This is a genomic window from Pradoshia sp. TA40_28 (assembly GCF_059694525.1).
The window spans coordinates 244,982-268,715 of record NZ_JCATZO010000006.1 but is presented as its reverse complement, the minus strand read 5'-3'; the positions used below and the strand labels follow the sequence as shown (position 1 = coordinate 268,715).

The 23,734-nt window shown below is 36.2% G+C and carries 21 protein-coding genes, 1 other RNA gene and 3 pseudogenes; 20 read left to right on the top strand and 5 right to left on the bottom strand.

Features of this window, described 5'->3' with window-relative positions; translation table 11 throughout:
• The first annotated feature begins 106 nt into the window (after positions 1-106).
• The 3 genes and pseudogenes from AC58NB_RS10550 to AC58NB_RS10540 all read left to right on the top strand — a co-directional run.
• Entirely contained in the window at positions 107-586 is a 480-nt protein-coding gene (locus AC58NB_RS10550; RefSeq protein ID WP_497426784.1) for a spore coat protein, read from the top strand.
• A gap of 84 nt (positions 587-670) precedes the next feature.
• Positions 671-1,345, top strand: a complete 675-nt coding sequence (locus AC58NB_RS10545) for an SOS response-associated peptidase (RefSeq protein ID WP_497426783.1) — start codon at positions 671-673, stop codon at positions 1,343-1,345.
• 489 nt (positions 1,346-1,834) lie between these two features.
• A pseudogene (locus AC58NB_RS10540) lies at positions 1,835-2,020 on the top strand (KGG domain-containing protein); the annotation flags it as partial.
• An 80-nt stretch (positions 2,021-2,100) separates the two neighbouring features.
• On the opposite strand, the gene AC58NB_RS10535 reads toward AC58NB_RS10540, so the two are convergent.
• The gene (locus tag AC58NB_RS10535) at positions 2,101-2,859 is read right to left on the bottom strand and encodes a YqcI/YcgG family protein (RefSeq protein WP_497426782.1); all 759 of its coding nucleotides are present in this window, start codon (positions 2,857-2,859) and stop codon (positions 2,101-2,103) included.
• Between the two features lie 159 nt (positions 2,860-3,018).
• Between AC58NB_RS10535 and AC58NB_RS10530 the strand changes: the two genes are divergently transcribed.
• The 6 genes and pseudogenes from AC58NB_RS10530 to AC58NB_RS10505 all read left to right on the top strand — a co-directional run.
• On the top strand, positions 3,019-3,921 hold the full coding sequence (locus AC58NB_RS10530) for an ATP-grasp domain-containing protein (protein ID WP_497426781.1): 903 nt from the start codon (positions 3,019-3,021) through the stop codon (positions 3,919-3,921).
• The gene (locus AC58NB_RS10525) at positions 3,914-4,756 is read left to right on the top strand and encodes an ATP-grasp domain-containing protein (protein WP_497426780.1); all 843 of its coding nucleotides are present in this window, start codon (positions 3,914-3,916) and stop codon (positions 4,754-4,756) included. Before AC58NB_RS10530 ends, AC58NB_RS10525 begins: the two co-directional genes overlap by 8 nt.
• Before the next feature lie 735 nt (positions 4,757-5,491).
• Positions 5,492-5,688, top strand: a non-coding RNA gene (gene ssrS, locus AC58NB_RS10520) — 6S RNA.
• 217 nt (positions 5,689-5,905) lie between these two features.
• Positions 5,906-6,328, top strand: coding sequence for a hypothetical protein (locus tag AC58NB_RS10515; RefSeq protein WP_497426779.1), 423 nt, complete (start codon positions 5,906-5,908; stop codon positions 6,326-6,328).
• Positions 6,329-6,727: 399 nt separating this feature from the next.
• Positions 6,728-6,946: a transposase gene (locus AC58NB_RS10510; RefSeq protein WP_497426778.1), complete on the top strand. Its 219-nt coding sequence runs from the start codon at positions 6,728-6,730 to the stop codon at positions 6,944-6,946.
• Positions 6,947-7,183, top strand: a pseudogene (locus AC58NB_RS10505) (transposase); the annotation flags it as partial.
• 121 nt (positions 7,184-7,304) lie between these two features.
• Here AC58NB_RS10505 and AC58NB_RS10500 read toward each other — a convergent pair.
• The gene (locus AC58NB_RS10500; RefSeq protein WP_497426777.1) at positions 7,305-8,510 is read right to left on the bottom strand and encodes a dicarboxylate/amino acid:cation symporter; all 1,206 of its coding nucleotides are present in this window, start codon (positions 8,508-8,510) and stop codon (positions 7,305-7,307) included.
• Positions 8,511-9,517: 1,007 nt separating this feature from the next.
• On the opposite strand from AC58NB_RS10500, the gene AC58NB_RS10495 reads away from it, so the two are divergent.
• The 8 genes from AC58NB_RS10495 to AC58NB_RS10460 all read left to right on the top strand — a co-directional run bounded on the left by AC58NB_RS10495 (position 9,518) and on the right by AC58NB_RS10460 (position 17,187).
• Positions 9,518-10,990 (top strand): aminotransferase class I/II-fold pyridoxal phosphate-dependent enzyme, encoded by a 1,473-nt coding sequence (locus AC58NB_RS10495; protein WP_497426776.1) that lies wholly within the window; start codon positions 9,518-9,520, stop codon positions 10,988-10,990.
• A 4-nt stretch (positions 10,991-10,994) separates the two neighbouring features.
• Positions 10,995-11,852 (top strand): polyamine aminopropyltransferase, encoded by an 858-nt coding sequence (speE, locus tag AC58NB_RS10490; protein WP_497426775.1) that lies wholly within the window; start codon positions 10,995-10,997, stop codon positions 11,850-11,852.
• 60 nt (positions 11,853-11,912) lie between these two features.
• Positions 11,913-13,112, top strand: a complete 1,200-nt coding sequence (locus AC58NB_RS10485) for a saccharopine dehydrogenase family protein (RefSeq protein ID WP_497426774.1) — start codon at positions 11,913-11,915, stop codon at positions 13,110-13,112.
• Between the two features lies 1 nt (position 13,113).
• Complete coding sequence (gene nspC / locus AC58NB_RS10480; protein ID WP_497426773.1) at positions 13,114-14,241, top strand: carboxynorspermidine decarboxylase; 1,128 nt, start codon at positions 13,114-13,116, stop codon at positions 14,239-14,241.
• 277 nt (positions 14,242-14,518) lie between these two features.
• Positions 14,519-14,806, top strand: a complete 288-nt coding sequence (locus AC58NB_RS10475) for a hypothetical protein (protein WP_497426772.1) — start codon at positions 14,519-14,521, stop codon at positions 14,804-14,806.
• A 228-nt stretch (positions 14,807-15,034) separates the two neighbouring features.
• On the top strand, positions 15,035-15,250 hold the full coding sequence (locus tag AC58NB_RS10470) for a hypothetical protein (protein ID WP_497426771.1): 216 nt from the start codon (positions 15,035-15,037) through the stop codon (positions 15,248-15,250).
• Positions 15,251-15,556: 306 nt separating this feature from the next.
• Positions 15,557-16,357, top strand: coding sequence for a class D beta-lactamase (blaOXA, locus tag AC58NB_RS10465; RefSeq protein WP_497426770.1), 801 nt, complete (start codon positions 15,557-15,559; stop codon positions 16,355-16,357).
• 233 nt (positions 16,358-16,590) lie between these two features.
• Positions 16,591-17,187 carry a YdhK family protein gene (locus AC58NB_RS10460; RefSeq protein WP_497426769.1) on the top strand — a complete coding sequence of 199 codons (597 nt, stop codon included), beginning with the start codon at positions 16,591-16,593 and terminating at the stop codon, positions 17,185-17,187.
• Positions 17,188-17,301: 114 nt separating this feature from the next.
• Here the strand turns inward: AC58NB_RS10460 and AC58NB_RS10455 are convergent, their stop codons facing one another.
• Positions 17,302-18,669, bottom strand: a complete 1,368-nt coding sequence (locus tag AC58NB_RS10455) for an ATP-binding protein (RefSeq protein ID WP_497426768.1) — start codon at positions 18,667-18,669, stop codon at positions 17,302-17,304.
• Entirely contained in the window at positions 18,666-19,340 is a 675-nt protein-coding gene (locus AC58NB_RS10450) for a response regulator transcription factor (protein WP_497426767.1), read from the bottom strand. Before AC58NB_RS10450 ends, AC58NB_RS10455 begins: the two co-directional genes overlap by 4 nt.
• Positions 19,341-19,651: 311 nt before the next feature.
• On the opposite strand from AC58NB_RS10450, the gene AC58NB_RS10445 reads away from it, so the two are divergent.
• Together AC58NB_RS10445 and AC58NB_RS10440 are read left to right on the top strand one after the other, a co-directional pair.
• The gene (locus AC58NB_RS10445; RefSeq protein WP_497426766.1) at positions 19,652-20,041 is read left to right on the top strand and encodes a PepSY domain-containing protein; all 390 of its coding nucleotides are present in this window, start codon (positions 19,652-19,654) and stop codon (positions 20,039-20,041) included.
• 173 nt (positions 20,042-20,214) lie between these two features.
• Positions 20,215-20,671: pseudogene (locus tag AC58NB_RS10440) on the top strand (GNAT family N-acetyltransferase).
• Between the two features lie 105 nt (positions 20,672-20,776).
• On the opposite strand, the gene AC58NB_RS10435 reads toward AC58NB_RS10440, so the two are convergent.
• Positions 20,777-22,162, bottom strand: coding sequence for a DHA2 family efflux MFS transporter permease subunit (locus tag AC58NB_RS10435; RefSeq protein WP_497426765.1), 1,386 nt, complete (start codon positions 22,160-22,162; stop codon positions 20,777-20,779).
• 1,079 nt (positions 22,163-23,241) lie between these two features.
• On the opposite strand from AC58NB_RS10435, the gene AC58NB_RS10430 reads away from it, so the two are divergent.
• Positions 23,242-23,475, top strand: coding sequence for a DUF3953 domain-containing protein (locus AC58NB_RS10430; RefSeq protein ID WP_497426764.1), 234 nt, complete (start codon positions 23,242-23,244; stop codon positions 23,473-23,475).
• The last annotated feature ends 259 nt before the right edge of the window (positions 23,476-23,734 follow it).

Genomic DNA, 23,734 nt, shown 5'->3' with positions numbered 1-23,734 from the left:
AGAAGAAAGGATATGGTCTAAATACGTAAAACGCCTCCGAGAAAAAAGTAGGCAAGTGACGAGCTGTAGAATCATATATTCTTCTTGAAGGAAGGAGGATGGTTAATTGGCTAGTACATTGGCATATCATGAAACTCTGGAACTACATGAGTTAGTAGCATTCAGTTCGAATGCCCTAATAGGACTGAAAATGAAGGTCAAGGATGTACCAAATCAAGAATTGAAAAACTTATATTTAACCACTATTAAAGTCATGGAAAGGTATATTAAAGAGTTGCTGCAATTCTTTCCAAGAGCACCACAAAGAGAAGAAGATGAAAGAGATCAACAGGATGCTGGATTTTATGCGGGCAATCTTTTGGGATTAACAAAAAATTTAATACGAAATTATGCGATTACAATCACTGAAACAGCTACTCCTGTGCTGAAAAAAACATTAACAAATCAACTGAATGGCTTAATTGATCTCCATAGTCAAATTTTTAACTACATGTTAAAAAACAATATGTATCCTGCCTATGATTTGAGCGCATTAATTAAAAATGATGTTAACAATGCAAACAAAGCATTGGCAAAAAAATATTAAGCCTTTCATACTTAATTGGGTGCCCATGTGGGTGCCTTTTTGTTTTGTGGATGTGGATTGTTATAATGGCACTGAGGTGATCTTATGTGTGGCAGATTTACATTGTTTTCTACATTTGAAACAATTAAAGAACGATTTCAAATCGATTCAGCTTTTGACGAGATGGATTACCAGATTAGCTATAACATTGCACCATCCCAAAGGGTCGTTGCAGTCATCAATGATGGATTAAAAAACCGAATGGGCTATTTGAGATGGGGACTTATCCCATCGTGGGCAAAGGATGAACGAATTGGATATAAATTAATAAACGCTCGGTCGGAGACAGTTGCAGAAAAACCAAGTTTTCGAAGAGCTTATCAAAACAAACGTTGCCTGATTGTGGCTGATTCCTATTATGAATGGCAGCAGACACCTGATCGTAAAATACCGATGCGGATTAAATTAAAAAATGGAGAGCCATTTGGAATGGCTGGTTTGTGGGAGTCATGGAAATCAGCTGAGGGACAAGCAGTTTATACATGTACAATCATTACCACATCCTCAAATGAGTTGACCTCATCCATTCATGACCGGATACCAGTTATCCTTAAACCAGAGGATGAACAAAATTGGTTAGATCCAAAGATTCGGGATTCCCAACAACTAAATCAATATTTACAGCCATTTGACTCTGAATGGATGGAAGCATTTGAAGTAAGCGCTGAAGTAAATTCACCTAAAAATAATACCGAACAGTTAATTCAAAGAATATGTTAAAAAGTAAAGGTCGGATGCGACCTTTACTGTCTGTCACAAATGAACGAGAACAACCAAGCTCAGATATATAAACTAAAGCAATGGATTTAAAGCATCAAATGAAGAAAATAGATTGAAAGTGTTGGATTAAAGGAATTAATTTAAATTGGATTGAAGGGAATTGGATGCATTTATCCTTGTGATAAATAAAGGAATGAGTCGCATTTTAGAATAGAGTAGCTTCTTCGTTTGGTGAGACCTAATATACAGCGATTCTAGTAAGCAGAAGGAAGCTTTTGTCTGTACATGATTTATAAGAAAGTGGTAACAAGTAATAGAAAATCAATATATCACTTTAAATGATAGTAAATTTTTTATATGTAAACATTAAATCCATTTAACAGGATTATCACAAACATGTTAAATACCTGTAATTCTGTTTGTCTCTATTAAATTGGGATATATATAGTAGAGTAAGCAAAAAAATATTCTATAAGGGAGCGATTGTTCATGGCAGACAAAATGTCTAGAGAAGAAGCAGGACGCAAAGGCGGAGAAGCTACAGCAAAAAATCATGATAAGGACTTCTACCAAGAAATTGGCGAAAAGGGCGGAGAAGCCACTAAGAAAAATCATGATAAGGATTTCTATAAAGAAATCGGTGAAAAAGGCGGAAAAGCCCGCGCAAATAATAATTAATTAATCAATTATGTAGAAACAATCCGTGGCTTCAGCTTTTCTGAAGCCGATCATAAGCAATCAGGAAAACCATGCATTCAGCATGGTTTTTCTTTTTCTTGCTTTTGTTTGTGATTTGATAAAAGGATCTCCCTCATAGGGCATTTCCCTTCAGTTGGCTTTGTATCATCTGTGATTAAGTATTGCTTCCATTCCCTTTTGGTGTGATCCTCATATCCGCCTAAATCTGGATGAAAGGGCATACCTTCCATTTTTTCTACTTTTCTTCGAATACTTTCAATCGCTTTTTTTCCATAAGGAGTCGAGTAGGATAAATCAGCAAAAATTCTCCTGGGCTGAAAGATCATAATCAAACAATCCCCTAAATTTCTGGTGAACCGATTTTGATAAAAAGGAGCATTACCAGATACAAATATAGGTTCCCCATGAAAAACAAACTCCCAATTGGAATCATGAGGGTCCAGGGGGATCTCATCCGGCCACTCTCTCAAGTCCTGTTTATGCAAATAAGATAAGATATCCCAAAAGTAGGCATTGTAATAATTGAAATCACGGATTTGCAATTCAGGTTGTACGAATAGGACTAAGGCATATCGTATAGACGGATTGGCCTTTGAAAGCTCAAGGAATGAAATAAGTGTCTGGGGAAGGGCTGAAAAATCATTTTTTTCACAATACGTATAGCGCAGGTGACCATCCAGTTCTGCTTTCACGCCAAAGTGGCATGGAAAGTGATTGTTATTGACAGTGAACGCCCAGTATTGATAGGAATTAACCAGCCAGCTTGGAAGATGAAGATCCTTCTCAAAATCAGATTGAATCAGTAATTTTTTCATATGAGATAACCCCTTGAAGTATAGTTAACCTACGCCCATTCTGAGAATACTTCATCATATGAAAATAAATGGATAAATGTTTACAAGGGGAAATACCAGATCCATAAGGTTTTGCTATAATGTAACAAAAACGAATGAAATGATAAGGAGTATCCTCAAATGGTAAGAAAATATGGATGGTTAATTTATAATGGAAGTTTATTATCTTCAAAATTTATGGAAATCCATAATTGGTATAAACAAACGGCTGCAGAGAAAGGGATTATTCTCGATTTAATTAAAAACACGGAAATATTTTCTGTCATCCAACAGAACCAAACGTTTATTAAAGCAGAAAATCGGTACGAAAAGCCTGATTTTATTTTGTTTTTGGATAAGGATGTTCGCCTGGCAAAACAATTAGAGCAATTGGGTTATCGATTATTTAACAAGGCCTCAGTAATAGAAACATGCGATGATAAAATCATGACCTTCCAAGCACTGGCTAATCAGTCAGTCAGATTACCAAAGACCATTTTTTCACCTTTGGTTTTCTTTGATTCACCAGAAATCGATCATTCCTTTATTAATTTCCTCGAAAAAGAACTTTCCTATCCAATGGTGGTGAAAGAAGCTTTCGGATCGTTTGGTGAACAGGTATACCTAGTAAGAAGTCGCGGAGAACTACAGGAAAAGAGAAAAGAGTTACTTTTAAGACCCCATCTTTATCAGGAATTCATACAAAGTAGCAAAGGGAGAGATGTAAGAATACATGTGGTAGGTGACAAAGTGGTCGCATCCATGCTGCGTACATCTGAAAATGATTTTAGGGCAAATGTAACGAATGGTGGGAAGATGCATGAATATAAACCGCCTAAAGTATTTGAAGAACTCGCGATTCAGGCAAGCCGGATTATTGGAGCTGATTTTACAGGTGTGGATCTATTGTTTGGAGAAGAGGGGGAACCAATTCTGTGTGAAATTAATTCAAATGCTCATATTAAAAATATCTATGATTGCACAGGGATTGATGTAACTGAGTATATATTCGATTATATAGCGCAGAAGGTGTGGCATGTATAAAGGATTGCTTATCTACCAAAAAGGAGATTACGATAAAAATAAATGGTTTGCCGACCAATTTATTCAAAAGGGAGAAAAGTTTAATCTTGATATCCAGCTTGTTTTTACTGACGAACTGAGTTTAATGATTGAAGAAGGGGAGTTATCTGTTTATAAAAGGGATCAGACTATGAGTCCCCCTGATTTTGTTATTAATCGAAGCCGAAATAGTCAAATTAGTCTCCATTTTGAGCTGATGGGCTGTAGAGTCTTTAATAATTCTCAGGTGACAGAAATTTGTAACGATAAAGCTAAAACACACCAAATCATTAATAGCCATGGGATTAAATCGGTGAAAACGGCGATTTTTACGGGTGGACAGTCCATATTAACCTATCCAGTTATTTTAAAGACCAATCGAGGGCATGGCGGTACGGAAGTTTATAAAGTGAATAATCAAACAGAGTTAACGGAATACAGAAGAGAATTTAAACCTGATGAAATCATTTTGCAGGAAATGTGTAATAATCCAGGAATAGATGTGAGAGTCTTTATACTTGGTGGAGAGATTATTGGGGCTGTTAAGCGTTATTCCAGCAATAATTTCAAATCAAATTTTTCACTGGGTGGAAGAGCTGAACGCTATGATTTATCTTTTGACCAACGGGCTTTAGTGAATAAAATAGGAAGGATTCTTAATTTTGACTTTGTTGGGATTGATTTTTTAATCGACCATGATGGCGCATTTTTATTTAACGAAATAGAAGATGCCGTGGGTACCCGTACGCTCTATCAGCAATATGATTATGATGTTGTACATATATACTTGGAGTATATCGCTAAACAGATGATCTGATTAACCTATATCAACACCCCTTTATTTTAAAATTATGGATAAAGGTAGATTCTGGGCCATTCCAGTAAGGCATGTATAGGCTAGGTATCCTTTTAAATAGAAATCTAAAAAGTGCCCTGGCAACAATGAAAAGCTAAATCGATAGATTTATTCAGCGAAAATTGGATAGCATAAAAAGAAATTAATATATCGAAAAGTGAATTACAATTATTTGGAATAAAAATTAATTAATTTAAGGATACCTAAAATAAGACTATTTAAAGTCTAGATAGTCATCCAATTCTCTATATTGCAAATTAGTCTTTGCCAACTATTTTTTCGTAATGACATTTATACATTTCAAATCGTTTGCTGGCTTGTTGAGTTTTTTCGTGATAATACCCATATTTAAAGACGTTCGCAGTTACATTTTCTCTTAGGGTTTTTATGCAATCTTTCAGTTCTTGGGAAGACATTAAACTTAGTAATGACAACTAAAACACTCCATACATAGATATTTGCTTATTAATTATAGTTAATATTACTATTTCAAATAAAAAATGTAAACTATAGTGTTTATTTACTCTTATAATTTCTATTTGAAAGGATATATTTTTAATTAATACATTTTGTATCATTTAATTTAACATAAGTTTGAATGACAAAAAACAATAACCCTTTGTGCTTCCAAAGATTTCTTTCGTTTTGGAAGTCATCTCCATTGCATTTAAACGAATGAAGGAGTAATATACTTTATACAAGCTACATTGTACGTGATGCATAATTTAAGTTTTAACCTTTAAGCTGTAATAGGGAGTTTTAATATGAAGGCGGGAATGACAAGCCTCTGTCTATATGACCTGGAGGACAAGCAGGAACGCTTTTGCGAACACCCACTTGGAGAAGTGGTGGTTTAAAACTTTCTTCTATGTAACGGCAACAGTGGCTTAAAAAACCAATTCCAATAGGGATTGGTTTTTTTTATATTCATGACCAATGAATCGAAGTCTATAAACTAATTCAGCCACTGATCGTATGAGCTATTAAATATTAATATAACTTTTATCTTCTAATTAATGTTCTTCTGTTTATTATTTTTTGAATATTTATTATATTAATATTATAAATGAATAGAGTTAAAAGCCATTCAGAATAGTTGGAGGATATTGTATGAGTTATAGGTTGTTTACTTTAGCTATTATATGTTCGTTGCTTACCTTTTTTACACCTACTTTAACAAAACAGACGGTCGCTGCTAGTTCTGTTCCTTTAAAAAATGAATCTACTTTAGTGGAATATCATACCGATACTTATAAGAGTTCAGTTAATGAAGGTATAGTTGATTCAATGGAAACTACATCACTTTCTGAGACATCGTCACAGGATGGGGCAACCATACATTTATCTGGCACTAGTGTTACCAAAGACTTAATTGGGCGTATAGTACCTAGTAAATGTATAACGAGTAAAGGGATGCTTGTTGAAGAAGATGTACAAACAGATTCTAGCTTGATAAGAACTTTGTTTGCTCCGGGCATTCTTGTGATTTTAGCAGGGGCCATTCTTTTTTTGACAAAAAGTGCGTGGAGATGAACACAAGGCTTCCATCTGATCAATAGATGGGAGCATACTTGTCTTCTAATTGAAGCCTATGAAAAACAAATGAATCAAAGCTAATACTTTAATTAGGAGTTTCAGATTGTAGACAAATCCCTTAATCTTTTAGGGGTCTTGTCTACAGTCTTTTTGTTTTCGCTATTCTTTCCTATAAGAACACTATTTTCTACAGAATGGGCTCGCTTTCTGCGGGCAAGCATCAAGCCTCCTCGCGCTCTGCGCTGCTGGGTCTGGGGTACGCTTGTTTTTCCCGCAGGAGTCTCTCCCATTCTGCAGAAAATAGGCCACTGCGTTATAGGGAGTATCCACGGTATAAAATTCTCTGTGCTTTATTGTATAATATTGGTAACTATTATTTACCAAGGTGTGATGAGAATGTTAACCAAACATACGCAAATGAATCGTGAACAGGTAGAGATGATTACAATAGAACAAGTTGTACCGGAGAATCATTTGGTTCGTAAAGTAGAAGCTGTGATTGATTTTTCATTTATTTATCCACTGGTTGAGGATAAATGTTCGGCTGAACGTGGGCGTCCAAGTATTGATCCAGTCGTATTAATTAAAATGACATTCATTCACCTTCACGTGTGAGAGGACTATATGGAGGAAACAGAACATCTTCGTCACACGGATGAGAATAAAGTGATATATGCCAAACGCAAAGAAACGATTGTACGAGTCTTTGCGGATGCGAAAGAAAAGCATGGAATGCGTTGGACGACTTTAAGGGGACTTGAAAAATTGTCCATGCAGGCGATGCTTACTTTCGCTGCCATGAACTTGAAGAAGATGGCCAATTGGACTTGGGAAGGTCCAAAAATGGCCTGAAAAATAAATAAGGATCGGACTATCCCTCTTGAGTAAGCTAAAAAACAAAGAAGGAATTCAGAAATTGATCCCTTAAGGGCCATTCTGAATTCCTTTTGTCTACTTTGTTTTGGAATCGTATTTATATTACATTTTCAGACCAATCATTTTCTTTATAGTTTTCCTTTTTATTTTTATCAGGAACAATTCGATCCGTTAGAGCAGAAATAGCGCCATCACCTGTTACATTGCATGCAGTTCCGAAACTATCTTGAGCAAGATACAACGCAATCATGAGGGATAGCATATTGTCAGAGAAGCCGAGCATGGATTCCAATAAACCGAGAGCGGCCATAACAGCTCCTCCAGGGACACCCGGCGCAGCAATCATTGTTACGCCAAGCATTAAAATGAATGGCAGCATTTGAATAAAGTTGGAATCTACGCCCTGTAATAACATAACTGCCATGGCACAGCTGACCAAGGTGATTGTACTTCCTGACAAATGAATAGTTGCTAACAGAGGAACTGTGAATTCCACTACTTTATTTTTTACACCCATTTTTTTAGTTCGCTCCACCGTAACAGGAATAGTAGATGCAGAGGATTGAGTTCCTAATGCTGTAAAATAGGCAGGCAACATAATCTTAAGCATACTAAACGGGTTTTTCTTTGAAGCTGCCCCGGCAACTGTATATTGCAGGATTAACATAAACAAATGCAAAGCAATGATCATCACGAATACTTTAGCGAATACATTAATGATTGAAGCAATCTGACCGCCTTGAGTCATATTGGCGAATATACCGAAAATATGAAAAGGTAAAAGAGGAATAATGATGGAATTAATCACCTTAACCACAATCTCTTTAAATTCATCCATCACATTCAGAAGGGCTTCCCCTTTGATTGCTGCCATTCCCAAACCGATTGTAAAAGCCACAAGTAAGGCTGTCATAACGCCCATGACAGCAGGCATTTCAATGGTAAAGTAGGGAGATACTAAAGCATCTTCAGGATTTGAAAAGCTTTGAGCTACCTGATTCTTCAGTATCACTGGATATAATGTTTTGGCAGCTATAAAAGCAATTAAACCAGCCAGTATAGTGGAAGCATAAGCTAAACCGGTTGTAATTCCGAGCATTTTACCGGCACCTTTCCCCATAACTCCAATTCCTGAAGCAATAAATCCAATAATGATAAATGGGATAATAAATTCTAAAAAGCTACTAAAAAGTCCATTGAATGTGGCAAATATACGGATCATCCATACAGGTCCAATCATTCCAATAACAATTCCGAGGATAATAGCTATTATAATCTTTGGTAGAATACCGAATCGTTTCATGATGTCCTCCTTAAAAATACATTTGTTCTCTATATGTGGATTATACAGAATATTGAGGAATATAGTAACCTTTTTGCTTAAAAGGAAAAAATATTTCTTTTAAGTGATTCTAGAGGTTGGGAATTTAACAAAAAGGGAGGAATACATTCAAATAATATCCACATCGTTTAGGATCTTTACGCCTAAATATATTTTATGTACTACCCATATCTTTATATGGATATTCTGAAATTCGTAATAAATGGAAGGATCTTTGATAGCTTTATATTCAGCATAGTTATTAGTCTAATATCGATATCCTAAAATGGAGCCTTATATCACTTTTCCTTCAATTTACCTATAGGAATCAGTCTTTAATCATAGGATGCAGACAAATTTATACATTTATCAGCTTGGTTATTATAGGTTTTAAAGGTATAAAAAGTTAAAAATAACTATTGCCAATCTTTTCATTAGCTGATAATATTAGGGCATTGTTATTTTTGGAAAGCAAATATTCAAACGATAAGAGTCTTTCCAAGCAGATAAAATTGACCACTTGCCCACGGGAAGTTAAGGCCATACGGACAGCCGGGTCAAATGCCGATTGGCAACAATTGTTGCCCTATTGATTGAGTTAGAAGCTCAAATTTTATAAGTTGGTTACTTTATAACCGGTACGACATAATTCGTGCAAAACTTGTGAAACGGTCAATAAGAGTGGTAAAAGTATTTATTTGCTATATAGACTCTGATCTCCTATTAGGTATGTTGAATATTAAAAAGCTTTTCAGACATAAAATTCTTTGGATTTTATGTCTATCGATATGTCTCTGATTACATATGCTTTTTAATGGGATAATACTTTCTACAAGCAAGTGATGTGCAATGATATGCGCGAACACTTGCTTTTTTGTTGTCTTTTAACATATATAAGTTTGCAAATAAATCTATTTTTGTTGAATAGTTGTATCTTTGCCGGACCACAAGCGAGAAGTTAAGAATTTTCAGCGAGAGGAAGTTTTGTGATGAATGAACGAGAAAGATCGTATCGTCTTTCACAAGGACGGGCGCCTATTTATGAAGCGTTGGAAGAGTTCAAGAAAAAGCGGATCGTCCCTTTTGATGTACCTGGGCATAAGAGAGGAAGAGGCAATCCTGAATTAACTGCTTTTTTGGGTGAACAAGCAGTTAGTGTAGATGTGAATTCTATGAAACCATTAGATAATCTCTGTCATCCAGTGTCCGTCATTAAAGAAGCAGAAGAATTAGCAGCTGAAGCATTTGGTGCAGCCCATGCATTTTTTATGGTAAATGGGACGACATCAGCCGTACAGGGAATGGTCCTGACAGCTTGTAAAGCAGGAGATAAAATTATTCTTCCTCGGAATGTTCATCGCAGTGTTATTAATGCGCTTGTACTCTGCGGAGCTGAACCGGTTTATGTGAACCCTGAAATGGATAAGAATCTCGGAATCGCGCTTGGTATGTCGATTAGCCAGGTAGAAAAAGCGATTATCGAAAATCCCGAGGCCAAAGCTATATTAGTTAACAATCCCACCTATTACGGGATTTGTTCTGATTTGCGAAGCATTGTAAAGCTCGCTCATCAGCATAATATGCTGGTTCTTGTGGATGAAGCGCATGGCGCCCATTTGTATTTCGGGAAGAATTTACCTGTGAGTGCGATGACTGCCGGCGCAGATATGGCTTCAGTCAGCATGCATAAATCAGGAGGGAGCCTGACGCAAAGCTCGTTTATGTTAATGGGTGCATCTGTCAATGTGGGTTATGCAAGGCAAATTGTCAATTTAACACAAACGACCAGTGGATCGTATTTGCTATTATCAAGTCTAGATCTTTCTCGAAGAAACCTCGCTTTAAATGGTCATGAGATTTTCAATGAGGTGATTAATCTTGCAGAATATGTTCGTAAAGAAATCAATCAAATTGGTGACTATTATGCCTTTTCAAGAGAATTAATAAATGGTGATAGTATCTTTGATTTTGATGTGACTAAGCTTTCTGTGCACACACTGGATATCGGGCTGGCCGGAATTGAGGTTTATGATTTGCTGCGTGATGAATATGACATCCAAATCGAATTTGGAGATATAGGCAATATTTTAGCTTATGTATCTGTTGGTGACAGAAAACGGGATGTTGAACGTCTCATCAGTGCCTTATCAGAGATACGTCGTCGTTATTCCAGAGATCAATCAGGCTTGATTACACAAGAGTATATTGATCCAGAGGTTGTGACAACGCCCCAAGAGGCTTTCTATGCGGAAAAAGAATCTTTGGCTTTACGTGAGACAGAGGGACGGGTATGCAGTGAGTTTGTGATGTGCTATCCACCGGGAATTCCGATCCTGGCACCGGGTGAAAAAATTTCAAAAGAAATTATTGACTATATTGAATATGCAAAAGCAAAAGGCTGTTCCATGACAGGACCGGAAGACCTTGCGATTGAACGTCTGAATGTATTGAAAGGAGTGTAACATCATGGAGTTGTGGTTTCATGAACGAAGCACAGCAGATGTAAAGCTGTCGATTAAGGTAGATAGGCATTTATATAGTGAACAGAGTGAATTTCAGCGGATTGATATCTTCGATTCCAAAGAATTTGGCCGTTTTTTGACCCTTGATGGTTATATGATGCTAACGGAAAAAGATGAGTTTATTTATCATGAGATGATTACGCATGTACCAATGGCCGTTCACCCAAACCCTCGCAAAGTTTTGGTGATTGGTGCGGGCGATGGCGGTGTTGTTCGGGAGTTAACCCGTTATCAACAGATTGAACATATTGATATGGTGGAAATTGATGAAATGGTGATCGCAGCATGCAAAAAATATTTGCCAATCACAGCATCTAAGCTTGATGACCCACGTGTACATATTCACTATGAAGATGGTCTGAAATTTGTTCGCTCCTGTGAAAATCAATATGATTTGATTATTGTAGATTCCACGGATCCATTTGGACCGGGTGAGGGTTTGTTTACAAAGGAATTTTACGGAAATTGTTACAAAGCCTTGCATGAAGATGGGATTATGGTTAATCAGCATGAGAGTCCATTCTATGCAGAAGACAGAGCAGCCATGCAGAGGGCGCATGCACGTATAATCGACTGTTTTCCAATCAGCCGAGTATACCAGGCGCATATTCCGTCCTACCCCTCTGGACACTGGTTATTTGGATTTGCATCCAAGAAATATCAACCCCTTGCAGACTTAAATCAAGAGGACTGGGAGCAGTTAACTATTAAAACACGCTACTACAATCTCAACTTACACCGTGGAGCTTTTGCTTTACCTACGTATGTTGAAGAGTTACTGAGAGACGTAGAGGGTGATTAATAAATTTTTAGCAAATGATTGATTAATAAACTACTAACATACAGATGGGAGATATGAAAAATGGGAAAAGCACTTATTATTGGTTGTGGTGGAGTAGCCTCTGTAGCGATCCACAAATGTGTACAAAATAACGAGGTATTTGAAGAGATTTGTATTGCAAGCCGTACAAAATCAAAATGCGATGATTTAAAAGCTAAGCTTGATGGCGGAAAAACTAAAATCACAACAGCACAGGTTGATGCTAACAATGTAGATGAACTAATCGCGTTAATAGAAGAAGTGAAACCAGACATCGTGATGAACTTGGCATTACCTTATCAAGATTTAACAATCATGGATGCGTGTCTCGCTACTAAAACAAATTATATGGATACAGCAAACTATGAACCTGAAGATACAGCGAAATTTGAATATAAATGGCAATGGGATTACCGTGAGCGCTTTGAAGAGGCGGGAATTACTGCCCTTTTAGGTAGTGGATTCGATCCGGGTGTTACTGGCGTATTCTCTGCTCATGCCCTAAAACACCATTTCGATGAAATTGAATATATTGATATATTGGACTGTAATGCGGGTGACCATGGATATCCATTTGCGACAAACTTTAATCCAGAAATTAATATCCGTGAAGTTACGGCAAACGGGTCCTATTGGGAAAACGGCCAATGGGTAGAAACAGAGCCGATGGAAATTAAACGTACATACGATTTCCCTGAAGTCGGTGAAAAAGATATGTACCTATTACACCATGAAGAAATTGAATCGCTTGCTTTAAATATTCCTGGTATTAAACGAATTCGTTTCTTCATGACCTTTGGACAAAGTTATCTGACTCATTTAAAGTGTCTTGAAAATGTCGGAATGACATCTATTGAACCGATTGTATTTGAAGGGAAAGAAATTGTTCCACTTCAGTTTTTGAAAGCAGTTCTTCCGGATCCTTCCTCACTTGGACCGCGTACAAAAGGGAAGACGAATATTGGTTGTATTTTCCGCGGTAAAAAAGACGGAAAAGATAAGACCTACTACGTATACAATGTCTGCGATCATGAAGCTTGTTATAAAGAGGTTGGATCACAGGCGGTCGCCTATACAACTGGTGTTCCTGCGATGATTGGTGCGATGATGGTTATGAACGGAACATGGAACAAACCGGGCGTCTTCAATATCGAGGAATTTGATCCAGATCCATTCATGGAAGCATTGAATAAATGGGGACTTCCTTGGAAAGAAAGCTTTAATCCGGAGTTAGTAGACTGAGATGAATTTTGAACAATTACCAACACCTAGCTATGTGGTAGATGAAAGTCTACTTGAAAAAAATCTAAAAATACTAAAGGGTGTCATGGACCGGACCGGATGTAAAATTATCCTGGCACAAAAAGCATTCTCTATGCATGCGATGTATCCATTGATTGGCCAGTATTTAAGTGGGACAGCAGCAAGCGGATTGTATGAGGCCAAGCTTGGCTATGAGGAAATGGGGAAGGAAAATCATGTCTTTTCTCCAGCCTATCGTGAGGATGAGATTGATGAAATCATCTCCCTTTGTGATCATATTATCTTCAATTCCTTTTCGCAGCTTGAGAGATTTGGAGAAAAAGTTCGCAAGGCTGGCAAAAGTATAGGTCTTCGAATCAATCCCGAATGTTCGACTCAAGATGGCCATGAAATCTATGATCCATGTACAAGAGGATCCAGGTTTGGTATCACGGCTGAGGAGTTTCGCCCGGATATGCTTGATGGAGTATCAGGGTTACATTTCCATACCCTCTGTGAGCAGGACTCAGATGCGTTAGCACAAACACTGGATGCGATTGAAGAAAAATTTGGTGAATGGTTGCCGCGTATGCAATGGATTAATTTTGGCGGGGGACACCATATTACAAAAGAGGGCTATAATATTGCCTTGCTCGAGGAATGTATTACGCGTATGCAAGAGAAGTATGGTTTAGAGGTTTATCTGGAGCCGGGTGAAGCAGTTGCTCTTAATGCCGGATATCTGGTGACAACAGTTCTTGACACTCTCAAGAATGATGTGGAGATTGCCATCCTCGATACATCTGCTTCCTGTCATATGCCGGATGTTCTCGAAATGCCTTATCGTCCGCCGCTTTTCGGCAGTGGCGAAGCAGGTGAAAAACCCTATACGTATCGATTAGGTGGACCAACTTGTTTAACTGGCGATGTAATCGGAGATTACTCATTTGATCAGCCATTAAAAAGTAATGATCGATTGGTTTTTGGAGATATGGCGATTTATTCAATGGTTAAAAATAATACCTTTAATGGAATGGCCTTGCCGACAATTGCTGTACAGGATCAGGACGGAGATTGCCGTATCCTTCACAAATTTGATTATACGGATTTTAAAAATAGATTATCTTAAAGAAAAAAGCCAGATTCTAATCGGAATCTGGCTTTTTACTATAGAAAGGTCTATATAATAGAAGAAACTCGTATATATTTTATTTTAAAGGTCTGATTAGAGGGAACAAACATCAATCTACTTTTGAAGGTGTTGTATCTTATTTATAGATTTGCTTTTGGGATTGGCGGATAGGAATAACTTTAAAAATTATAAGAGCGCAAGGATAGAAGAAGAAGGACTGATATTAACTTTATAGAAATATATATATAATAATGCTTTTACAGGGAGGGTGTTCATGAAAATAGATAGTATGGAAAAGGCACAGATGCAAAGAATTAAAACTTATATTTATGTTGAATGTGCTACGTTCTTTTTAACCATATTCATATTAACAAGTGTATTTATTTTATATATTCCAATGGCAGGGATTTTAGATTTCCCCTATTCCCCATCTAAAATTGCTATTGCAACTTTCTTTGGTTCCCTCTTATTTTCCATACTGGCAATGAAAAATCGATTTGCTAAACTGATCATAATTATAAATATACTTTTAATGCTATTTATGATTATTTTTGGCCCCTAAATAGATGAATCCTAGCAATGATAAAGTAATATAAGCTGGTGTTTGTATTAGCGAATCATGGCTTATTTCAGGAAATTTTATTCTACTAAAGATATGGGGTGTTATTATGAATTATTTTGAACCATATGAAGCATATAATCCAAATGAATTTTTAGCATAGCAGGACTAAAGGCAAATGCTGATTATATACTCATTAAAGGAGAGTACTTCAAAGAAGTTGAAAAGATAATGGATACGCATTTATCAGAGAATGAGCGTCTAGGTGTTAATTTAGGTGGAGCTGGTGGCGTAACTCTTCTAGTTTATGCTTTAGATGTAGTGAGAAATTTATTCAGTAACGCAGACACATTGGATAAAGAAATAGATAAAAAACTAAATTTATATAAAGTCAAAACGATAACGGATGTTGATTTATTATTGAGCTTAAAACAGTTAGATTATTAGAAATTACGTTTGTAACTAATTTTGGTCATGTTATCTGAATAATTGCACCTAACTAAATAGGGGACTGCTCGAAATCAAGAGCTTTGTTAAGTTCTTTTATGTAGCTAAAAAAGCTGTTAATGAGCATTACTTAATCAATTAAGTGGGGCAATAGCAGAAGATCAAGGCTGTCTAATGGATGGCCTTTTCTTATGCAGAAAAACGCACAGGTTAGTGCATTATTTTCTTAATATGTAAGGTAATAAAACAAATATATACTTTGGTATAATGTGGTATTATGAATAAATATTGAAAGGGGACTAGAATATGAGAAATCGAACAGTTTATTTAACACTTATAAGTGCAGTTATTCTATTAATTTTAAGTGGGCAATCAATAAATAATGTGAACGCTGCAAAGGAAAATTCGAAACTTAAGAAACTTGAGGTCGGTGAATTTTTTAAAAACCATGAAGGAACAGTCGTATTGCGTGATATCAAAAAAGGAAAAACACTCGTGTATAATAACGAACGAGCGAATCAAAGATTCGCACCTCAATCGACTTTTAAGGTTCCTAATTCACTGATTGGGTTGCAAGTAGGAGCAGTAGAAGGTGAATACGATATAAAATATTGGGACGGTGTTGAGCGAGAACTCCCGATTTGGAACCAAGATCACACGCTGGGTTCAGCTATGAGGAATTCTGTTGTTTGGTATTATCAAGCAATGGCCCGTGACATCGGAGAGAATCAAATGGATAAATGGGTTCAAAAAATTTCTTATGGCAACCAGGATATTAGTGGAGGGATTGACCAGTTTTGGTTAAGTAGTTCCCTCAAAATATCTCCATTTGAACAAGCAGTTTTTATGGAAGCATTGTATAAAGAGAATCTTCCTTTCGATAAGGATGTAATGAAAACCGTTAAACGGATAATGATTCAGAATGAAGGTGATGAATATACTCTTTATGGGAAAACAGGACAAGGGTCTGGCATAGGCTGGTATGTTGGTTTTATAAAAACGGGCAATCAGGCGTACAGTTTTGCTACAAATATTGCTGGAACAAGTACAGACGCTAAAAGCATTACAATGAACATCTTAAAGAAATATAATGTAATAGAAGAGTAATTAACTATTATGTCGAATTGGTACAAAAGAACTAAACAAGTTTATTGTATTTTAGAAAAATAATCTTGTTAACAAACTGGAGCTTTAACGGATAGAGGAGACAGCGCAATGCTGTCTTTCTTTTTTAGCTATTAGAAAATCACCTTTATAAAAAAGAAAATGCAGGGTAAATTGATAAAAAAAGGGTAATAGAATAATATTCGGTGATTTTGACTTTTAAAAGGAGGATATAAATGATTAGGAAATTAGGCTTCTTGTCTATAGCAGCTGCCCTTTTTTTAGTATTAGGTGCTTGCGCTGATTCAAATGAGAAAAATGAGACCCAAGAGATTAATAATGAATTAAACAATGATACTGAACTAAAAGATGAAGAAATGGATAGTCATGCTGGAATGGATCATTCAGGTTCAGAGGAGGTTCCGGAAGGTTTAAAGGTTGCTGAAAATCCGGCTTATAAAATTGGCAGCAAAGTCATTCTTAGAGATGGACATATGGATGGCATGATTGGTGCAGAAGCTACCATAATTGGAGCCTATAATACTACTGCTTATAGTGTTTCTTACACTCCGGCTACGGGTGGAGAAAGAGTAGATAATCATAAATGGATTATTCATGAAGAACTCAAGGATAGTGGAAAGGAACCCTTAGAGCCTGGTACGGAAGCAGTAACGACTGCTTCTCATATGGAAGGCTTGAAAGATACCACTGTAGTGATTGAGTCAGCTAAACCAACGATTGTATATATGATAGACTACAAGCCAACAACAGGTGGAGAAGAAGTAACCAATCATAAATGGGTCACTGAAGATGAATTGGAGCCAATTGATTAACTTCATCAAGTTTTAATACTTTAAGAGGCACCTCTATATAGAAGGTGCCTCTTAAAAATTAGGGTTGCTCTAAGCTGTTTAACAGATTGTTTAAATACCAACACGTTAAAAGCTTTATTTTAGTCTTTTCATCGGTAAGCAAAATGTAAATGTACTGCCTTTGTTTGCTTTACTGGATATATTGATGGTTCCGCCGTGTAAGTCCACAATCCATTTTACAATGGATAAACCAAGTCCTGTATTGCCATTGGCTGTTGAAGTTCTCGATGGATCCACACGATAAAAACGATCCCAAATTTTATGGATATGCTCTGGGCTAATGCCAATCCCGTTATCCGATATTTCACCAATGACACGGTCATCCTTCTGATATAATTTAATCTGTACATATCCTTCAGGTTTACCATAGGCAATGGCATTTGTGATTAAGTTCATGAGCAGTCTCATGAGTAATGTTTGATCAGCCTCGATGAAAAGATTATCCTCTAGTTCCGTACGTATATCAATCCCAGCTTGTTCTGCCGTATAGGTTAATTCTTCTGCCACCATTTCTGTCAGCTCGCTTATATTAATCCGTTCAAAAACAAAGTGATCCATGTTCTTTTGATCGACCCTTGCCAGCAAAAGAAGCTGTGAGATCAGAGAGGACATTTTTTTTGATTGTTTTAAAATGACCTCTAAGGATTCTTTTACTTCTTTCGATTCATCAAGTTGAGACAAGGCATATTCAGATTGCGAGATGATGACTGAGGTAGGTGTCCTTAATTCATGAGAGGCATCAGATGTAAATTGTTTTTCATTCTCAAAGGCAGATTGCAGTCTATCGAACATTCGATCAAAGGTCTGGGACAAAGCATGAATTTCATCATTTGATCCCTTTAGGTTAATTCGTTTTGATAAATCTTGTCCATCATTGATTTCGCTGACTGTGTCAATCATTTGTTGCACGGGTCGAAATGCCCTTTTCGTAATATAATACCCACCCAAACCCGCTACAATAATAAGGAATGGGAAAGCAACCAGCGTCACAAGTAAAATGGTGTTCATAGCTGACGATAATTGGTCTAATTGATAAACGCCACGAATCCATATCTCTTCATCCCATTTTTTATATGGATGATCATATAATAGCCATTCCTGTCCATTCTGGTTAATTGTTTGAAAACTATCCTTGCTTATCGGTGTATTTCCATCAAATCCGGCTGGAATATTGCCTTCCAGTAGGACGCCGTTTTTATCATAAATTAAAAGAGTGACCCCATCATCAAAATACTCAAAATCATTATCTATCTCTAACTGACCGTTTTCATATTCTATATCTCTAAGGCCTTCTTTTACAGATTCCTCAAGTTGATCCTGGATGTTTAACAATAGAATTTTATCTGAAGAGGCTAAAATAATACTCAATACCAATGCCATAATGATCACTATCAGGCCTGTATACCAAAGAGTGATTTTCATTTTGATAGATAGTTTTCTCATGATTCTTCCCTCAGTACGTAGCCGGATCCTCTTACGGTATGGATTAGCTTAATCTCAAAATCATTATCTATTTTCTTTCTTAAATAACGAATATAAACATCAACGATATTCGAACCGCCCTCATAATCATAATTCCAAACATGTTGCTCAATATTTTCCCGAGACAATACGATATCTTTATTGCGAATCATATATTCCAATATCGCAAACTCCTTACTGGAAAGGTCAATATTCTTATCCTGCCGTGTGACCTTATGGGTATTGCAGTCCACTGTTAAATCGCCTATCTCATAAACGTTGGATGTGTTGCCTGATTGTCGGCGCATTAACACCCGTACCCTGGCCAGTAATTCATCGAAGGCAAATGGTTTGATTAAATAATCGTCTGCTCCTAAATCCAGTCCTTTGACCCGATCTTCAATGGTATCTTTTGCGGTTAACAATAAAACAGGAGTACGATTTCCTTCAGCTCTTATATGCTGCAAAACTTCCAGCCCATTTACTTCTGGAATCATAATATCCAATACAATCAAATCATAAGAAGCCATGGAAATAAAATCGAGTGCATCAGCCCCATTTCCACATGCGTCCACACTGTAATTTTCCACTTTCAATCGGTTTGCGAGAACGTTCTGTAAATCTTTTTCGTCTTCGACTATGAGAATCCGCATGTTTATTCTCCTTTTCTTCCTATTATATATATCTTACTATAATGCATGTTTATTAAAAAAAAATGAGAACTCATTTCTCCTCTATTAATGTTCCTTTAATGTTTACCCATTATGATGAAGTCAAGGTTAAGGAAAAGAATAAAAGACAGGGGGAGAGTCGACCTAATTATGTAATGATAATTGGTACCGGTTCTGGTCAAATGGTCTCTGGTTGTTCGTAAAGTTAACATCAACATAATGACCAATTGGACCAGTTTGAAGGTTTACTGAAAAAGGAAAATAAATACAAACGATAAAAAGGAGAGATAGAAATGTTAACAAAATACAAAAACATGTTTGTGGAAAATAAAAAGAAAATAATAGGCGGCTTTATTGCAATAGTTGTTCTTGGATTAGTAGTTGTTGGCGGTTATATTGGTATGGGGTATTACTATGCGAATAAGAATGACAACTATACAGAAAAAGAGATTAAAGAAATAGCTTTGAAACAAGTTGATGGAGAAGTGATCAGCGTTCAAAAAGAATTCAATCTGGAAGATGATCATATTTCCCGTTCTGAATACGAATACGATGTGGAGATTAAAACTTCAGATAACCTTTTGAAAACAATTACGGTAAAAGGTAGAACAGGTACCATTGAAGCAGAAGACGATCATGACGATGATGATTATGCTCGTTCTGAATACGACGAAAAAAAATAAATTCTGTAGAATTTATTAAGGACAACCAACGTTAGATGAATTGGATTGGTTGGATATAGAAAGAAGGAGACTCTTAAAAAGATTATCTTTTCAAGAGTCTCTTTTTTATTGTAATGATTAAGTAAAATTCTGGTATTATGGTATAAATGAGAATAGATACAAAGGGGGAAGATATGTACCAATATTTTAACCACTTAGTCATCCGGGAGGGGACAGAAGGGGTTCCAGCTGACAAGTGTGGAATCTTTATTTGAAGATGCCGGGTGGGCACGAAATACTCCAACTTGGCAGAAAGAGAAGTTCTCATTAATATTCGAAAATTCCACTTGGGCGTTTACTGTATGGGATTCTAATCGAATGATTGGTATGGTAAGAGTCATTTCAGATAAAATAATGGCCGCAAATATTATGGATTTAGTCGTTTTATCTGAATATCGCGGAAAGGGGATTGGTAAAAAATTAGTAGAACTTTGTGTTCAAAAACTTCTACATGGGGATTGGTTTGCACATACTTCAGCTACTAATTTCAGTTTCTATGAAAAATGCGAATTTAGGGTTAAAGACTTATCACAAAATGGAACGTGTTCTTATTATGGATATATACAAGCCCGTAAAGAGGGACACAGGTAATTCTTTATAAATAAAATACGCTAACACCTATTGAATCGCAGAGGATTAAAAAGGTGTTAGCGTATTTAGTTTATTCTATAGAGTTCGTTTCTATGATTCTTCTATTTATTGTGTTTTTTTCAAGAAGAAAGAAAGAACGACATTTATAATAGCTAAGATTAAACTGATCTTAAATACAAATGCTGAACCTGTAGCTGCAGCAGTCGATAGATCAGCAGCTGCACCTGATAAATAATCAGCTTGTTTCATAGAGAAAAGTGAAACCATAACTGCAATCCCGATTGCGCCGGCTACTTGCTGAGAAGTTTGCGTGATTGCAATACCGTCTGGGAAATATTGCCTAGGTAATGCGTTCAATGTATTTGTTTGAACGGAAGCCAAGACCATACCAACACCAAGCATCATGACGATGTGTGTAAGAACCATTACCCAAAGGGCTGTGTCTGTTCCATACATGGCATAGAGAGCATATCCAATCACAACAAGGATTGTACCTGGAGTGATAACAGCACGTGGTCCATATTTATCAAATAGTTTCCCGATTACTGGAGCTAGAATACAGTTAATTAAACTACCAGGAAGCATGATTAATCCTGTAACAAACGCTGAAACGATAAGGGCCATTTGCATATACATCGGTAAAACAACAAGCATTGATAGCATATTAAGGAAAGTAATAATATTCATTACAAGACCTAAGACGAACATTGGATACTTAAATGCTTTTAAATTTAACATAGGGTGTTCCATCTTCGTTTGACGAATACAGAATAATACCAATGCAATTAAGCCAACAATAATGCATCCTAATACGGTTGCACTTGTCCATCCTAGTTCTCCACCCACGCTCACGCCATATACAACACCACCAAATCCAATTGTGGATAATACGACGGATAAAATATCAATGGATACATTGCGGATTTCATTGACGTTTGGAATAAATTTATAGCCAAAGATTAAAGAGAATAATAAGAATGGAATGGTAAACCAGAAAATCCAATTCCAAGATAAGGTATCTAAAATCATCCCGGCTAGTGTTGGTCCAAAAGCTGGGCCTGCTAGAATAACTAATCCCATTGTTCCCATGGCCGCTCCACGTTTATTTGGCGCGAATATAGTGAAAATAACACTTTGTGTTAACGGTAGAATAATAGCCAACCCTGCTGCCTGAATGACACGAGCTATTAGAAGTACACTAAATACTGGTGCCACTGCAGCTAAAACTGTTCCGATAATGGAGAAAAATAAAGACGCCATGAACATTTGGCGTGTTGAGAATTTTTGCATTAGAATACCTGTAACTGGTACTAAAATACCTAGTGTTAAAAAGTAGCCTGTTGCCAGCCATTGGATGGTTGTAGCATCCACACTAAAAATCTGGCTCAATTCGCCTAATGCTATATTTAAAGCTGTTTCACTAAAAAGTCCGACAAAGCCTGCTACTAGAAGGGCAGCCATAATCGGTCCCGTTTTGATTTGTTTATTCACTTGTTCTAACTCCTCTAAAAATAATTATTTAAACTATACGAGATTGCTCTCGAGTGGGGTCACTTTTGTAAAGAAAAGTTCCCCTTCATTGGAAGTCTCATCACTAAAGAAATAGAAAAATCCAGAATATTCCGAAAAAAGATTCGACAAAACCTTTGATTATAAAATTCTCTCAATTAAACCAGACTCTCATAAACATACATATTGAACTATAAATGGAGTAACATCACGCACCCATATTTGTTAAAAGGCAAGCAAGTCTTATCACTATGTTTCTTTAGTCATTGATTCGTTTTTAATCATTCCACTTGGGCATTAATTATTATAATTTGAGATAAATCCAGTATTCGCAAGTAGAATCTTAGTTCTTTCTATTTTAATATGGTGAGAAGACGAAACTTTTACTTGTTTCGTAGATCCAACACCTGTATATCCTTTTGGCAGAATAGTCGATCGCACCTGTATAAAATCAGCGATTTTTCTATCCCTCCTGTTAGTACACCTCCACCATACCAACCAGTCAGTCTGTTTTCCACTATAACAAAATATTTCTTCTCGTGTAAGTAATTTGTATTTTTTATGTTATTTATTTTTTTATAAGTGATTATTTTTTGGAAAAAGAGTGTCTACATGAAGGGTAACAAAAACCTTAATATATCTAGTCTGAATCAGTTTATAAAACTTATTTATAATGTATCCCCTTACATTCTGAATGTGGTAAACGTTTATGAAACAAGGAAGAAACATTATTTTTTTATGTTATACGTGTAGACCTTTTTATTATATTGAAATAATAATTTACGAAGGCTAAATTAACTGGTTATTAGAGGTGGTGCCATACAGTGGGGAAAGATTATACAATCTATTAAATCTTTAAAAAATATTCATGGATAGCCGGTCCTCATTTATTATCCTCTGAATACCTATTTCTATGGTAAGTAAGTAATCATACAGTGTCTTGAAAAAAGGTATAAGTAGACAGGTTTCGATGGAAGAAGGTATAAAACTAGTGGTTGTCGAATTGTTTTATATGGTAGGCAGAGGACTATCTATCTTAGGAGCACAAGGAGTGCTGCAACGTGTTAAAAATTTTACGCTGCGTTTTTTCTACCATAACTTTATTATTTATCATTTATGCATTCATAACAGAAAACTACGAAAGCTCACCCTTTATAACATTCTTCCTGGGCGTAATGATGTTGGTGGTTGGACTAGAAGAATTTCAAAAAGGACGAAAATCATATGGATGGTTGGGTATAGGTGGTTTTTTATATGCGTTCTTTGTGTCTATACAAGGTTTTTTATTAGGTTAACATGATTGAAATGGCATAGGGCCTTTTGGTTCTCAATTAAAAGCATTAAACTACTTGAGAAAAATATGGACTCACTACTTTAATTTCAGAATTATGCTCTTGGTAATTATATTACTTGTATGATTTGCATAAATTGATAAGGGTCCGAGATCACCTACAGGTTGAAAATAAAAATAAATACTTAGTTGACAAGATTATGAACGCGTGTTAAATTTATCCTTAATTACTTAAATCTCGAATTCGAGATAAATTATTTTTG